Source organism: Actinoplanes sp. NPDC089786, from assembly GCF_040684855.1.
Classification (GTDB): domain Bacteria; phylum Actinomycetota; class Actinomycetes; order Mycobacteriales; family Micromonosporaceae; genus Actinoplanes.
Window position 1 is genome coordinate 411,901 of sequence record NZ_JBFBGU010000004.1, and the last position, 14,416, is coordinate 426,316.

A 14,416-nucleotide genomic window follows, 5' to 3' on the forward strand; every position below is an offset into this window, starting at 1 on the left:
TCTGAGGTGAGCGCCGTAGCCACGCGCGACGACGTCCTAGCCGGCGTCGGACTGTCGTGCGTCTTCCAGCCCTTCGTCGACGTGGACACCGGCTCCGTGCCGGCCTTCGAGGCCCTGATGCGCGGCCCCGCGGGCACCCCGTTGCACTCGCCGCTGGCGCTGCTGGCCGCCGCGCACGAGACCGGGCGCCTCGCCGACCTGGAACACGCCTCGCTGCGAACCGCCCTGACCGACGCGGACGCGCTGTCCGAGGGGCGGCCGCTCACCGTCTTCGTCAACCTCGAGCCCAGCACCCTGACCCAGCACCTCGACATGGTGCTCGAGACCCTGGCCGGGCGGGCCGGGCACCTCCAGGTGGTCGTCGAGATCACCGAGCGGGCGCTGGCCGACGACCTGGCCGGCATGCTGACCGCCGCGGAACGACTGCGCGCCGCCGGCTGCGCCATCGCCCTGGACGACGTGGGCGCCCAGCCCGAGTCGCTGGCCTTCATCCCGCTGCTGCGCCCCGAGGTGGTCAAGCTCGACCTGGGCCTGCTGCGCACCGTGAAGGACCCGGCCACGGTCGCGGTGGCCGGGGCGGTCCGGGCGTACGCGGAACAGGCCGGCGCCGAGGTCGTCGCCGAGGGCATCGAGGTTCCCGAGGACCTCACCCGCGCGCTGGTGCTGGGGGCGACCCTGGGGCAGGGCTGGCTGTGGGGGCGGGGCGAGCGCCGGCTCGACCGGTGGACGCCCGCGCCGGAGCGGTTCGCGGCCCGCCCGATCGGCGCGGCTCTGCACACCACGCCGTACCAGCTGATCGGCGCCGACCGGCGGATCCGGCAGGCCCCCAAGCACCTGCTCGTCCCGGTGTCGAAGACGCTGGAGCTGATGGCGGCTCAGGAGGCGGTCCCGCCGATCCTGCTCGCCGCCTTCGAGCACGCCTCGTTCTTCCAGCCGTCCACCGTCCGCCGGTTCACCGACCTCGCCGCCCGGCTGCCGTTCGTCGCGGCCCTGGGCGTGGACATGCCCGCGTTCCCCGCCCCCGGTGTCCGCGGCGGCGCCCTCTCGGCGCGCGACCCGCTGGCCGCCGAGTGGACCGTCGTCGTCCTCGGCGCGCACACCTCGGCCGCCCTGATGGCCCGCGATCTCGGCGACACCGGCCCCGACCCCGACCGCCGCTTCGAGTTCGCCGTCAGCCACGACCGCGCCCTGGTCACCGCCGCCGCCCACGCCATGGTCGGCCGCCTCACCGCCCCATAACCCTTTTCCGGTACGCCGGACACACGGTCCCGCCATCTCGGCGGCCCGGGTGCGGCTCCAGGCCGTTCCCCGCCATCCGGCCCGGACGCGGGTCGATCAGGTCGGCTCGGTGGGGGCGGCCAGATCGTCGGTGGCCAGATCGAGCTGGGTGATCGCCACGTCGTGCCAGGCGCCGTTCTTCCAGCCGATCCGGCGGTGGACGCCGACCGGGCGGAAGTTCAGGGCGGCGTGCAGGCCCTCGCTGGCGTCGTTGGGCAGGGTCATCTTGGCCACCGCGACCCGGAAGCCGCGGCCGGCCAGCCGTGGCAGCAGCGCCTCGTAGAGGGCCCGGCCGGCCCCCGTGCGCCGCAGGCCGGTCTCGAGGTAGACGCTGACCTCGCACGACCATCGGTAGGCGGGCCGGACGGCGAACGGCCGGGCGTACGCGTACCCCACGATCCTGCCGTTGAACTCGGCGACCAGCCACGCGTGCGAGACGTTCGCGGTCTCGATGCGACGGGCCATCTCGGCGGCGGGCGGTGGCTCGGTCTCGAAGGTGATCGCGGTGTCCAGCACGTACGGCCGGTAGATGGCCGCGCAGGCGGCGGCGTCCTCGGAACCGGCGTCACGGATGATCAACGACATGCGACCATCATCCTGCCGGCCCGGGTGGGGGTGAGGACGACGGAGGTGACCCGTGAGGTCCCTCGTCCGGCGCTTGTCCCGTCCGGACAACGAACCGCGCGCCCCCACTGTCCGTACTGAGGGGCATGACCGCACCGGAGTGGGACAACCCGACGTTGGAGATGCCGGTCGCCGGACGCAAGCCGGACCCGTTGCCGCCGCCCCCTCCGCCTCCGCCGGCAACGGAACTGCACACCCCGCGGGTTCGGCGGCTGCTCCTGGCCGGCCTGGCGCTGGCGGTGGCAGTCGCCGGCGCGCTGATCGTGTTCTCGATGGACCGCCAGGCGCCGGCCGTCTCCACGCCGCGTCGCGCGTCGTCCGGGATCGACGTGGTCGGCGGGACCGAGATCACGGTGCGGACGGCCGATCTGGGTGGCGAGCTCTACCGGGTACGCCCGGCCGGCCACGCCACCGACGACGGCGGCCGGATCCGGCTGGAGATGGCCGCCGGCCCGGTCGAGCTGCTGCTCGCCCCCGGCGTGACCTGGGACCTGGGCGTGCACGGCCCGGCCGACCGGCGCACCGTCGACCTGGCCGGCGCCCGGGTCAGCGCGGTGGCCCTGTACGACGGCGGGACCGTGCTCGACCTGCGGCTGCCGCGCCCGGAAGGCACTTTGGCGGTCCGGCTGACCGGCGGCGTCAACCAGTTCGCCCTGCACTCGGCCGACGGCATCCCGGTCCGCGTCCGGGTCGGCAGCGGCGCCGGCCGGGTGGTGCTGGCCGGCCAGTCCCACGACGGCGTCGCGGCCGGCGCCCTCTTCACCCCCGACGACTGGTCCGGCGCCGGCAACCGGGTCGACCTCGACGCCGCCGCCGGCATGGCCCAGCTCAGCGTGACCACCGGCTAGCGTCCACCGCGGCCCGCCGGGCCGGCCGTTGCGGGTCGTCGCCGCGGACTGTTCAGGCCCATTCACCGAGCGTCCGCAAAGGAGGCGGCGGCATAATGGATCTCGTGGCGAACTGGGAATACGCGAGGCTCGAATACCGCTCGGCCGGCACCTTCGGCGCGGACAAGTTCATGGACTGGACGGCGACGTTCCACCACCCCGGCGGTGTGCTGCGGTGGGGCACCGACGAGCGGTTCGACGACCTGCGACACCTCAACCGGGCCGGGGCGGCGGGGTGGCAGTCGTACGACCGCGCCGCCATCCACGTGATCAACGAGCCTCATCGGCTCGCCTCGGTGACGTACTCGATGCGCCGGCCGATCCCGCCGGTCGTCGCATAACCGACACCCGGGTATCTTTCCGCCACCTCGGTCGCTCCCTCACCACGGACACGGCCGAGGGGGACGTGTCCCGCCGGTCGCCTACGCGGCGGCCGGCGTCCCTCGGGGGAAAGGTGCGCAGCGTGAAGCGTCACATGCGCGAGAACTACTTCGTGGTCGGCGAGGGCATCCTGACCACGGACGAGCACGGCAAGAAGCACCGGGAAGATCCGACGCCGCTGGCCGAGCTGCGAAAATTCCGGTTCTCGCGGCTGGGCCGGAAGGGCGAGGCGCACGACGAGCTGCTGCTCGAGAAGGTCGCGAAGGCCATGACGGTCAAGCCGGCCGAGGGGCAGGTGCAGCCGGTCTCGGCCGATCCGCCGGTGCCGGCCGGGTTCACCTACCTGGGCCAGTTCGTCGATCACGACCTCACTCTGGACAACACCGCGGCGGCGCTCGGTGAGCACGTCACGGTCGCGGAGCTGATCCAGGGCCGGTCCCCGGCGCTGGACCTCGACTCGGTGTACGGGCGCGGCCCGGCCGACGCCGCCGACGACCGGTTCTACGCCGACGACAAGATTCATCTGAAGGTCGGGCAGACCGCCGCGATCGGCCCGGACCCGGGCACCAACGTCAACCTCAACGGGTACGACCTGCCGCGCGTCACCCAGGGATCGACCAAGGCGGAGCGGCAGGCCGCCCAGATCCCGGACAAGCGCAACGACGAGAACCTGGTCGTCGCGCAGACCCACCTGGCGTTCCAGCGGTTCCACAACCGGGTGGTCGACTTCCTGGTCGACCGCAGCGTGCCCAGCACCCAGCTCTTCGACCGGGCCCGTGAGCTGGTGGTCAAGCACTACCAGTGGATGCTGAAGACCGACTTCCTGCCGCGCATCGTGGACAAGTCCATCGTGGACGACGTCTTCACCAACGGCCGGAAGTTCTTCGAGCCGCCGGTCAAGCTCGACGACCACGGCAACCCGTCCCGTCAGTTCGGTGACACGCCGACGATGCCGATCGAGTTCTCGGTCGCCGCGTACCGGCTGGGTCACAGCATGGTGCGGGCCGCGTACGACTGGAACCGGGTTTTCAGCGGCGGTCGCGGCACCCTGCGGCTGCTGTTCATCTTCAGTGGCACCAGCGGCAACTTCGACCCGTTCAACCCCAACGTCAACGACCAGGAATCCGGCCTGTTCGAGCGGCTGCCCACCAACTGGACGGTCGACTGGCGGCGGATGTACGACTTCGCCGGCGAGGCGGGCCGGGCCGACCTGGCCGCGCCGAACGGCATCAACCTGGCGCAGCGCATCGACACGCTCCTCGTCGACCCGCTCGCGGAGCTGCCGCTCGGCGCGTTCGGCGGCAAGGGCGTCCAGGCCGGCTCACCCCGGCTCAACCTGGCCTTCCGCAACCTGGTCCGGGCCAACATGGTCAACCTGGCCAGCGGGCAGCAGATGGCCGAGTTCCTCGGGGTGGGCAAGCTGAAGGACGACGAGCTGCTGAACGGGGCCGGCGGCGCGAAGCTCGACACGCTGACCGAGGCCGAGCGGGAGGAGTTCCTCCAGCGCACGCCGTTGTGGTTCTACATCCTGCGGGAGGCCGAGCTGAACGGCGGCCGGCTGACCGGGGTCGGCGGCCGGATCGTCGCCGAGGTGTTCCACCGGGCCATGGAGGCCAGCCGGATCTCGATCCTCCGCGACCCGTCCTGGCGGCCGACGCCCGGCGTCGCCTCGAAGGCGGGCGACTTCCGGATGGTCGACCTGCTGCTGTTCACGTTCGACGGCCGGACCGACCTGCTGGCGCCGCTCGGCAACGAGACGCCGGCACCGCCGCCCGCCTGATGTGCGGAGGGCCGGGGACGATGTCCCCGGCCCTCTTTCCCATCAGCTGCCGAACACCTGGAACTCGGCCGTGGCGACCGTGGTCGCGCCCGGCGTCGTCGAGGAGGCGCAGTCGGTGGTGCTGCGCGGGTCGTTGTCCTGCTCACCGGCGTAGAGCGGGTTGCCGGTGCACTGGTTGGTGAGCGTGCGGTACCGCACGTGGGTGGCGTTGCCCGGGCGGACCGTGAACGACTTGATCACGACGTCCGGGATCTTCGGCCGGAACGAGCCCGTGGCGAACGCGTTGTCGGGGCTGACGAAGACCGAGCGGTACCCGGCGTCCGTGGCGCAGTCCTGACCGGCGCGCGCGTTGCAGGTCAGCACCTCGAACTTCCGGACCGAGGTCATCATGGTGCCGGTCAGGCCGCTGACCTGGACCCGGGAGACCAGCTGGGCGGCGTCACCGGGCAGGTCGACGGTGACGGTCCTGCCCGCCACGCCGCCGGTGCCGCTCCACGAGGTGGCCTCGGCGTCGTCGAGCAGGTTCTGCGCGTTGACGCCGTCGCCCGCGGCCGTCGCGCCGTTGGTGGACGACGCCAGGTTGCTCGGCATCACCGCGGTCACGGCCGTGGTCACGCCCGCGTACACGGGCTGGGTGAATTTCTTGTGGCCCAGACCCTTGCCGATGGCCAGGAACTTGTAGGTGCCCGGCACCACGGTGAAGGTGTCCGGGATCGGGGTGGCCGGGTCGGTGTCGGCGACCGGCGTCGAGCCGAAGTCGAAGTCGCCGATGTAGAGGCGCGCGACCTTGCCCGCTCCCCCGCCGGCCGGTTTGAAGGTCAGTTCGACGTTCTCCGTGTACGGCGACGCGAAGCTCGCCACCGGGTCGATGTCGGCCGGGCCGCTGGAGGCGCCGGCGCCCATGCCGCGGACGGCGAACGCGTTCCACAGCAGGTCGGCGTTGGCCCCGTCGAAGCGCAGCGCGTCCGCCGTGATCATGTTGTCGCGCATGTCGAGCATGCTGATCTGACCGGTGGCGGCGAGCAGGAACGAGTCGAACACCAGCTGGGCCCAGCGCCGGTTGCCCGGGCACTCGGTGGCCGGCGTCTGCCCGTTCGCGCAGCTCTCCTGCAGGGTGCGGGTGCCCGTGCCGTAGCGGGAGATGAAGTTGCGGCGTACGTCGAACTGGGTGGCGCTCCAGATCTCGCCGTCGGCGTGCACGGCCGGCCCGCGGTCGTACCCGAAGTTGGAGTAGTTGAGCGGGCTGTTGCTCATGTCGTAGTTGCGGATGCCGGTGGCCAGGTCGCCGGTCACGTAGCCGCCGGTCACGTACGGCGTGTTGCCGCGCGGCACGTAGCCCGACTCGAACAGGTACTCCATGGCCAGCAGGTCGGACCAGCTCTCGCCCATCGAGCCGCCCTGCTGCGAGCTGATGCCGGAGTCCGGGCCGGCGATCATCCGGTTGCTGATCGCGTGGGTGTACTCGTGCCCGATCACCGTCATGTCGTAGTCGCCGTCGACGCACGGCGGGTACGAGTTGCCCGCGATCGGCTGCCACATGTACATGTTGGTCGTCGGGGTCACGCCGTCCGGCGGGGTGGCCTGGTTGGCGTTGTTGCGGGTGCTCTGGGTGTTGGCGCCCTGCTGCGCGTTGCCGCGCTCGGCGTCACCGCCCTTGCCGTACGGCGAGACGTTGGTCTTCTGCAGGTTCCAGGTCGCCTCGGTGAAGCCCAGGTGGTACGACCAGTCGTGCATCCGGTTGTGCATGGCGAACAGGTTCGTCGTGGCCGCGTCGACGTCCGCCTGCTGCGGGGACGCCAGCGTGGTGGGGTCGCACTTGGTGGAGTTCCACTGGTTGGTGAAGGGGTACGTGTAGTCGCGCGTCGGGCTCGGCGTGGCCGGGACCTGCGGCGACGCGGCGTCCCAGAACCGCACCGAGTAGGCCGAGTTGCCGCTGGTGGTCTGTGAGGTGACGCCGGTGTCCGGGTCGATGTCCCACGCCTTGCCGGTCGCCGGGTCGAGCACCACCCGCGAGCACTCGGGGGCGGCCGCGGCGCACCAGGTGGCCCGGGAGTCGGCGCCCGTGGTGGGGGTGCTGACGAAGACCTTCCAGTGCGGGTTGTCCTCCGACTCGGCCTCGGCGCTGTTCACCAGGTTCTCGCGGACCAGGACCTTGCCGTCGCGGGCGTCGATGAACGTGGTGTAGCCGAGCTCGCCGCTCCTGGAGAGAAGCACGACCTCGAACGCGGTACGCGCGGGCGCGCCGGGCATCGGCATGGCGACCGTACGGACCCGGTGGGTCGCCAGGTCGGCCCGGGTCAGCTTGGCGTCGCGCAGGGCGGCGGTCACCGCCTGGGCCTGGGTGAGGGTGGCCGGCTCGGGTGCGGCCACCTCCGGGCTGAGCGTGGAACTGACCGAGAGGACGTCGCCGGCCTTGACCGCGACGGCGACCAGGCCGTCGTGGGCGGCGGGCAGCTTGCCGAACCTCTGGCGCAGCAGCACGACCGAGCCCTGGCCGACCGGCGTGCTGGAGACCGTCTGGAGGTTGTCGACCGAGGCCGCGTCCAGGGCGAACAGGCCGCGGCTCTGCTTGAGGTACTGCTTGGCCGCGGCCACCGGGTCCTTCGACAGGCCGGTCGCCAGCTTGCCGGTCAGGCGGGCCGGCGTGCCGAACTTGTTGAAGCGGGCGCCCGCGACCCGGGCTCCGGCGCGGGGAGCGACCGCGCCGCCGCGGTTGTCGACGAAATCGTGCTCGTGGCCGACCGGCTCGCCGGTCAGCGGTGTTCCCGTGGGCGCGGCCGGCGCCGGCGCCGCGCCGGCCGGCGTCGGCCCGGCGGCGATCAGGGTGGTTGTCGCGAGTAGCCCCGCGACCAGGGCAAAACGTGTGCGTCTGTGCACGCGCGCCTCCTGAGCTGTGGTCCTGGAGGATCTCTTCAGGACAGTCGGAGACTACTCAATGATTTGCATGTATTGATGTGTTCGGACGATTTGTTGACCGGGGTTCGGTCACGACGTCGCTGATCGGGCCGGCCGGTGCCCGGCGCCCGGCCGGCGGTCAAGGCGTCGTTATTGACGGACTTTCCGGCACGCCTCGCGCACAATGACCGGATGACCCGCGAGACCGGGCGCACCCTCGTCGCGTCCAACAAGAAGGCCCGGCACGACTACGCCATCCTCAAGACGTACGAGGCCGGGCTGGTGCTCGCCGGGACCGAGGTGAAATCGCTACGCGCGGGCTACTGCTCGATGCGCGACGCGTTCGCGGGCGAGCACGAGGGCGAACTCATCCTGTACGGGTTGCACATCGCCGAGTACGGCTTCGGCAGCTGGACCAACCACGCGCCGCGGCGCAACCGCAAGCTGCTGCTGCACCGGGTGGAGATCGACCGGATCCGTGCTCGCCTGCACGACGAGCACGGGCTCACGGTCGTACCGTTGTCGCTCTACTTCAACGACGGCTGGGCCAAGGTCGAACTGGCCCTGGCCCGGGGCCTCCGGTCGTACGACAAGCGGCAGGCCCTGGCCGAGCGGGACGCGAAACGCGAGATCGCCCGGCACATGGGCCGCCGCCTGAAGGGCCGGACCCGCTAGGGCTTGGGGTTGACGATGCCGTTCTCCTCGCAGAGCTCGGCGAACTTGCCCTTGCAGACATCGGCGTACGTGGCGTAGCCGGCCTCGATGACCGTGTTGATCTTATCCTTGGTGATCGCCTTGGGCTGAAGGCTGACGAACGGCACGTACGCGCCGGACTCGACGTCCTTCTGCTGTTCGACCGTGGTCGGCTGCTCGCCGTTGTAGAGCTTGATGGCCAGCTCGGCGGCCTTGTTCGCCTGGTCCTTGGTGTTCTTGAAGACGGTCATGCACTGGTCGCCGAGCAGAATGTTCTGCAGACCCTGCACGGTGGCGTCCTGGCCGGTGACCGGCACCTTGCCGTTCAGCTTCTTCTTGCGGAGCACCTCGATGACCGCGTTGCCGAGACCGTCGTTGGCGGCGACCACACCCTGGATGCGCGGCTGCTGGGCGAACATCTGGGTGAAGATCTGGCCCGCCTGGTCGTTCTTCCAGTCGGGCACCGACTGGTCCGGGCCCTTGGTGTAGCTCGCCGCGTCGTACAGCGGCTGCAGCACCTCGTCGTACCCGGCCTTGAACTCGGTGGCGTTGTTGTCGGTGGGCGAACCGTTCAGCTCGGCGATCACCGGGTTGGTGTAGTTCTGGGCGGCGATGCACTTCGTGAGCTCGGTCGCCTGAAGGACGCCGACAGCCTTGTTGTCGAAGGACACGTAGTAGTCGGCGCCGCCGTTGAGCGTCAGACGGTCGTAGTCGATGGTCTTGATGCCGGCGGCCTTCGCCTTGTCCAGAAGAATCTTGGCCGAAGGGGAGTCGAGGTTCGTCAGCATCAACACCTTGACGCCGCCGGCGATCATGCTCTCGCCGATCTGGACGAACCGGGTCTTGTCGCCGTCGGCGTTCTGGATGTCAGCCGGCACGCCGGCCGCCTTGAACGCTTCCGCGAGATACTTCGGGTCGTCCGACACCCAGCGCTGCGACGACGTCTTGTCCGGCATGATGATGCCGACGCCGCCCTTACCGGTCGCATTCGTCTTGGTGCCACCACTACCGTTGGCCGCGCCGCCGTCCCCGTCATCACCGGTACAGGCGGAGAGTCCACCCGTGGCCAGCATTCCGAACACGGCGAGCGACGCCATTGCCTTACGCATGTACGGGGGTCCTCTCGGGGGTCCTCAAGGGGGAATCGAGGCGTGCCGCGAGGGATGGCGGGCCCTCGGCGCTGGTCCAAGATACGTCGTGCCGGGCCGATCGGTGCACTCCGAGCCCCCCTCACATCCATTTCATAACCGAAAAGCCGATCCGTCCTCACGTTCCGTAAAAGCATCCCCCACCCTGCGCAAGCGGAGATCATCCGATGAACCTCAACTCCTACGCTCTGTTACTGGCTGGAAGTCTTTGGTCACCGAGCGTCCGGGCCTAGGATCGTCGGATGGCGTTCGAACAACACGGGCACACGCACCGGTTGGACTGGACCGACCCGACCCTGCGCGAATGGGACTGCGCCGTGGTGTGGTCCGACCCGGCGAACCCCGACGCCGGCATCGTCCTGGACCGCTCGGCCTTCTACCCCGGCGGCGGCGGGCAGCCACCCGACCACGGTGTCCTGCTCTGGGAGGGCGTGCAGACCCGCGTCATCGACACCCGCAAGGGCGACGACCTCTACCTGATCCCCGCCCCCGGCGACCCCATCCCCAAGGCTGGAACCGCGGTTCGCGGCGCCCTGGACGACGACCGCCGCTCCACCCTGATGCGCACCCACTCCGGCCTGCACATCCTCTGCGGCACGGTGTTCCGCGACTTCGGCGCCCTGGTCACCGGCGGCAACATGCAACCGGGCGAGGCCCGCATGGACTTCAACCTGCCCGAGGTCCCGCCCGGCTTCAAACAGGCCCTCGAGGACGCCGTCAACACCGAGATAGCCGCTGACCGCCGGATCGTCGCCAGGATCCTCCCCCGCGACGAGGCGCTGGCCATCCCCGACCTGGTCCGCACCCAGGACGCCCTGCCCCCGCTGGAGATGCCCGAGATCCGCGTGGTCGACATCGTCGGCCTCGACATCCAGGCCGACGGCGGCACCCATGTGGCCTCAACCGCCCAGGTCGGTCACATCACCGTCCAGAAGGTCGAGAGCAAGGGCCGCCAGAACCGCCGCGTCCGCATCAAGCTCTCCACCTGACCCCACCTGACCCCACCCGCCGCGGCCCCGCGGTGCCGTCCCCTTCAGGCCGGGATGCCGGGGTCGGCCGATCGCAGGCGCCGCTGGCGCTTGACCCTGTACATCTCGGTGTCCGCCGCCTCCACCAGCGCCCCGAAGTCGTCGCCGGCCGTGCCGTGCGCCGCCCCGACGCTGGCCCCCACGAAGTGGACGCCGGTGGCCGTCTCGATCGGCTTGCCGACCACCTCGCGAAGCCGGTCGGCCGTCTCCCGGAGCGGCCCCTCGAGGTTCTCGCCCGACAGCACCACCAGGAACTCGTCGCCACCCATCCGCGCCAGCAGGTCCCCCTCGCGGATGTGCCGCCGCATCCGCCGGGCCACCACCCGCAGCACCTCGTCCCCCGCCTCATGCCCGGCCGCGTCGTTGACCCGCTTGAACCCGTTCAGGTCGATCACCAGCACCCCGACCTCACGTCCCGGCTCGCGCAGGAGCGCGTTCACCCGCTCGCGCAGAAATGCCCGGTTCGCCAGCCCGGTCAGCGAGTCATGGGTGGCCGCGTGCTGCAGTTCCTCCTGGCTGTGCTCGAGCGCCGAGTGCATCCGGGCGTGCAGGATCGCGATCGCCGCGTGCTCCGCGAACAGCGAGAGGATCTCCCGCTGCTCCGGTCCCGGCCGCATGCCGCTGACCGGCAGGTCCACGCTGAGCACCCCGACCCAGGAGCCCCCGGGCGCCATGAGCGGCGCGAACAGGCAGTCCAGCGGATGCCAGGCGTCCGGGTCGTCCGGCTCCGGGATGTCCGGAACCCACGTGTAGAGGCTTTCCGGAACGCCTTTGCGATGGTCGACGAAGTACAGGTTGTCCCACCGGTCGGCCCGCCGGAACAGCTCGTGCCAGTTGTCCGCGCTCCCCTTGGTGCCGACCATCTCGCGGCGCAGTTTGTCGCTGCCGGCCGCCGAGACGACGGTGAAGTCGCCGTTGGGCTCGGCCAGGTTGACCACGGCGAGCCCGAAGCCGGCCGCCTCGACGACGCCTTCCGCGACCGCGTCCAGGGTCTGGGTGAGGTCGAGACTCCCGTGCACCCGTTTGCTGACCGAGATGAGCGTACGTAGCGCCTGGACGTGCGTGTCAGCGTCGGACATCGCTCTCCTTCGACCCGGGCGGGATCGGCCACGAGCAATGTATCCGGGAACCCGTCCCCACGAGGCCGCGGACACACGCGCGGCCGGACATTGAGATCAATTGCCATCGCCACTCCCGCTCAACTGCCCGCGCGTCCAGTCCGCGATCGACGGCCGCGCGATCGACCGCAGGTTCGACACCCCGTGGTTCCCGTCCGGGTGGCAGACGAACGTGCCCTTCGGCGTCTCGTGAGCCTGCCGCTGCGTCTGCTGCCACGGCATGAGCCGGTCCCATCGGAGGAGTCGGCGGCATCCCAGTCGGCGTCGGCGGCGGCCAGCTCGGTCCAGGGCGCGTCCGGGTGGAGTGTGCGGTGTAGGGGCATCGGGTCCTCCTTCGCTCTCGCCGACAAGGCTGCCACAGGATTGGATCCAATTTCAAGCCTTTCGCCGCCGATGTTCGCGCGCTAGGCTCCGATTGGATCCAAAAGTGGATCGGTTGCGACGACACAACCCCGGACGGCAGACAGGAGGACGACCGTGGAACTGCCCGGACTGCGGTGGCTCGACCAAACCGGTTCCACCGTGCCCGGCCTCGACGACGCCCAGGCCTTCCTGGTCGACGTCCTCGGCCGCGAATACCTTTACGTGCCGGGCCTTCACGAGAGCCAACGCCGGGTCTCCTCCCTGGCGCCATCGGGCTCCGACCCGCACGGCCGGCCCTGTTTGAACGCCGAGTCCGCCGCGGAGGCGACGGCATGACGGTCGCCACGCAACGGATCGCCACTCACCTGCGCGACGCCATCCTGGGCGGCGCCCTCGGCCCCGGCGACCGGGTGCGGCAGGAAGATGTGGCACAGCAACTGGGTGCGAGCCGGCTTCCGGTCCGCGAGGCGCTGCAGATGCTCGCAGGCGAGGGACTCATCGAGAACGAGCCGAACAAGGGCGCCCGCGTGCCGCGGCTCAGCATGCACGAGGTCGACGTCATCTACCGGATGCGCGAGCAACTCGAACCGCTCGCCCTGGCCGAGAGCCTGCCTGAACTGGACGACTCCGACCTGTACCGGCTGACCGAGCTGCAGGACGAGATCGAGCGGGGCACCGACGTGCACGGCTTCCTCGAGCTCGACCGCGAGTTCCACCTGCTGACCTATGCCGGCTGCAAGATCGAGCACTTGAGCGCCACCGTCCACCGGCTGTGGAACTCGACGCAGTACTACCGCCGGGCGTTCGTGCGGATCAGCGGCCCCAGCCGGATGCGGGTGGTGAACGCCGAGCACCGGCTGATCATCGACGCGATGTTCCGGCGGGACGAGATCGACGCCGGCCGGTTCGTGTCCGGCCACATCCGGCGTACCCGGATCAAGCTGGGCAACCATCCCGAGGTGTTCGGGGAGAAGGCATGACCACGACCATCAGCGTGAACGGGGAGTCGCACGAGGTCACCGCCGACCCGGAAACCCCGCTGCTGTACGTGTTGCGTAACGATCCAGGTGTTCTGCCCTGAGGGGGTTGGGAACACGGTTGGCGGGTGGTCCGCCAATCGACCCGGTCGCCGGGGCCGACACCGGCCGACCGCAGCCCGTGGGCCAGCCGGGTGACCCGCTCATGCAGCTCGGGATAGATGGTGGCCCGGCCGTCGTGGATCAGCGCCGTCCGGCCCGGCGACATCACCGCCCGCCTCGCCGGCCAGGACCCGAGGCCCTGGTTGCGCTCCGGGATGGCCGTCATCAGAAGTAGTGGCGCAGGACGGCCCGGGCCGCGCAGGCCGGCTTCGGCTCGCCGTCGATCTCCACCGTGAGATCGATCAGCATTTGTACGCCGTCCCCGGCCACCTCGGCCGCCTCGGCCACGGTGGCGGCGAGCCGGATCTTCGAACCGACCCGCACCGGGTGCGGGAAACGAACCTTGTCCAGCCCGTAGTTGACGCTCATGGTCGTGCCGCGGATCTCCAGCATGGCGGTGAGCAGCGGGATCACCAGCGACAGGGTGAGGTAACCATGGGCGATGGTCGCACCGAACGGCCCGCCACGGGCCCGCTCGACGTCGACGTGGATCCACTGATGGTCGCCGGTGGCGTCGGCGAACTGGTTCACCCGCTCCTGGGTGATCTCCAGCCAGTCGCTGCGCCCGAGGTCCCGGCCGGTCAGCGCCTTGCTCTCGTCGAGTCCGTTCACGATGGTCATCCGGGGGTCTCCTTGTCGAGTCCGAGGAGGCGGGCGGCGTTCCCCTTGAGGATCTTGGGCCGGACGGCCGGCTTGATCTCGAGCTTCGCGAAGTCGGCGAGCCAGCGGTCGGGGGTCAGCACCGGGTAGTCCGAGCCGAAGAGCACCTTGTCCTGCAGCAGCGAGTTGGCGTAGCGGACCAGCTGCGGCGGGAAGTACTTGGGCGACCAGCCGGACAGGTCGATGTAGACGTACGGCTTGTGGGTGGCGACCGCCAGCGCCTCGTCCTGCCACGGGAACGACGGATGGGCGAGGATGATGCGCAGTTCGGGGAAGTCGACCGCGACGTCGTCGACCAGCATCGGGTTGGCGTACCGCAGCCGGATCCCGCCCCCGCCCGGCAACCCGGCGCCGATGCCGGTCTGTCCGGTGTGGAACAGGGCCGGCACGCCGAGTTCCTCGATCACCTCGTACAACGGGTA

General features: G+C 70.5%; 15 protein-coding genes and 1 pseudogene. 8 read left to right on the forward strand and 8 right to left on the reverse strand.

The window, feature by feature from the left end:
- Positions 1-6 precede the first annotated feature (6 nt).
- Entirely contained in the window at positions 7-1,239 is a 1,233-nt protein-coding gene (locus tag AB0O15_RS18255; protein ID WP_364319714.1) for an EAL domain-containing protein, read from the forward strand.
- Positions 1,240-1,335: 96 nt separating this feature from the next.
- Here the strand turns inward: AB0O15_RS18255 and AB0O15_RS18260 are convergent, their stop codons facing one another.
- Positions 1,336-1,863 (reverse strand): N-acetyltransferase family protein, encoded by a 528-nt coding sequence (locus AB0O15_RS18260; protein WP_364319716.1) that lies wholly within the window; start codon positions 1,861-1,863, stop codon positions 1,336-1,338.
- 125 nt (positions 1,864-1,988) lie between these two features.
- Here AB0O15_RS18260 and AB0O15_RS18265 point away from each other — a divergent pair, with 125 nt between their 5' ends.
- The 3 genes from AB0O15_RS18265 to AB0O15_RS18275 all read left to right on the forward strand — a co-directional run bounded on the left by AB0O15_RS18265 (position 1,989) and on the right by AB0O15_RS18275 (position 4,950).
- On the forward strand, positions 1,989-2,750 hold the full coding sequence (locus AB0O15_RS18265; RefSeq protein ID WP_364319718.1) for a hypothetical protein: 762 nt from the start codon (positions 1,989-1,991) through the stop codon (positions 2,748-2,750).
- A gap of 104 nt (positions 2,751-2,854) precedes the next feature.
- Positions 2,855-3,130, forward strand: coding sequence for a hypothetical protein (locus tag AB0O15_RS18270; protein ID WP_364319719.1), 276 nt, complete (start codon positions 2,855-2,857; stop codon positions 3,128-3,130).
- Positions 3,131-3,252: 122 nt separating this feature from the next.
- Complete coding sequence (locus tag AB0O15_RS18275) at positions 3,253-4,950, forward strand: heme peroxidase family protein (protein ID WP_364319720.1); 1,698 nt, start codon at positions 3,253-3,255, stop codon at positions 4,948-4,950.
- A 42-nt stretch (positions 4,951-4,992) separates the two neighbouring features.
- On the opposite strand, the gene AB0O15_RS18280 is transcribed toward AB0O15_RS18275, so the two are convergent.
- Positions 4,993-7,827 (reverse strand): M36 family metallopeptidase, encoded by a 2,835-nt coding sequence (locus tag AB0O15_RS18280; RefSeq protein WP_364319721.1) that lies wholly within the window; start codon positions 7,825-7,827, stop codon positions 4,993-4,995.
- 210 nt (positions 7,828-8,037) lie between these two features.
- Here AB0O15_RS18280 and smpB point away from each other — a divergent pair, with 210 nt between their 5' ends.
- On the forward strand, positions 8,038-8,520 hold the full coding sequence (smpB, locus tag AB0O15_RS18285) for an SsrA-binding protein SmpB (RefSeq protein WP_364319723.1): 483 nt from the start codon (positions 8,038-8,040) through the stop codon (positions 8,518-8,520).
- Here the strand turns inward: smpB and AB0O15_RS18290 are convergent.
- Positions 8,517-9,647: a substrate-binding domain-containing protein gene (locus AB0O15_RS18290; RefSeq protein WP_364319725.1), complete on the reverse strand. Its 1,131-nt coding sequence runs from the start codon at positions 9,645-9,647 to the stop codon at positions 8,517-8,519. The two genes, smpB and AB0O15_RS18290, sit on opposite strands and share 4 nt — an antisense overlap.
- Before the next feature lie 281 nt (positions 9,648-9,928).
- On the opposite strand from AB0O15_RS18290, the gene AB0O15_RS18295 reads away from it, so the two are divergent.
- Positions 9,929-10,675, forward strand: a complete 747-nt coding sequence (locus tag AB0O15_RS18295) for an alanyl-tRNA editing protein (protein ID WP_364319727.1) — start codon at positions 9,929-9,931, stop codon at positions 10,673-10,675.
- A gap of 44 nt (positions 10,676-10,719) precedes the next feature.
- Here AB0O15_RS18295 and AB0O15_RS18300 read toward each other — a convergent pair whose 3' ends face one another.
- Together AB0O15_RS18300 and AB0O15_RS18305 are read right to left on the reverse strand one after the other, a co-directional pair.
- Positions 10,720-11,793 carry a GGDEF domain-containing protein gene (locus AB0O15_RS18300; protein WP_364319729.1) on the reverse strand — a complete coding sequence of 358 codons (1,074 nt, stop codon included), beginning with the start codon at positions 11,791-11,793 and terminating at the stop codon, positions 10,720-10,722.
- 96 nt (positions 11,794-11,889) lie between these two features.
- The gene (locus AB0O15_RS18305; RefSeq protein ID WP_364319731.1) at positions 11,890-12,054 is read right to left on the reverse strand and encodes a hypothetical protein; all 165 of its coding nucleotides are present in this window, start codon (positions 12,052-12,054) and stop codon (positions 11,890-11,892) included.
- A 255-nt stretch (positions 12,055-12,309) separates the two neighbouring features.
- On the opposite strand from AB0O15_RS18305, the gene AB0O15_RS18310 reads away from it, so the two are divergent.
- Both AB0O15_RS18310 and AB0O15_RS18315 read left to right on the forward strand, forming a co-directional pair.
- Positions 12,310-12,531, forward strand: a complete 222-nt coding sequence (locus AB0O15_RS18310) for a hypothetical protein (RefSeq protein ID WP_364319732.1) — start codon at positions 12,310-12,312, stop codon at positions 12,529-12,531.
- Positions 12,528-13,175 carry a GntR family transcriptional regulator gene (locus AB0O15_RS18315; protein ID WP_364319734.1) on the forward strand — a complete coding sequence of 216 codons (648 nt, stop codon included), beginning with the start codon at positions 12,528-12,530 and terminating at the stop codon, positions 13,173-13,175. The genes AB0O15_RS18310 and AB0O15_RS18315 overlap by 4 nt, the downstream gene beginning before the upstream one ends.
- A gap of 151 nt (positions 13,176-13,326) precedes the next feature.
- Here AB0O15_RS18315 and AB0O15_RS18320 read toward each other — a convergent pair.
- The 3 genes and pseudogenes from AB0O15_RS18320 to AB0O15_RS18330 all read right to left on the reverse strand — a co-directional run.
- Positions 13,327-13,500: pseudogene (locus AB0O15_RS18320) on the reverse strand (hypothetical protein); the annotation flags it as partial.
- Entirely contained in the window at positions 13,500-13,955 is a 456-nt protein-coding gene (locus AB0O15_RS18325; protein ID WP_364319736.1) for a MaoC family dehydratase, read from the reverse strand. The gene AB0O15_RS18325 and the pseudogene AB0O15_RS18320, both read right to left, overlap by 1 nt.
- The coding region (locus AB0O15_RS18330) for an amidohydrolase family protein (RefSeq protein WP_364319737.1) at positions 13,952-14,416 on the reverse strand (465 nt) is incomplete at its 5' end. The genes AB0O15_RS18330 and AB0O15_RS18325, both read right to left, overlap by 4 nt.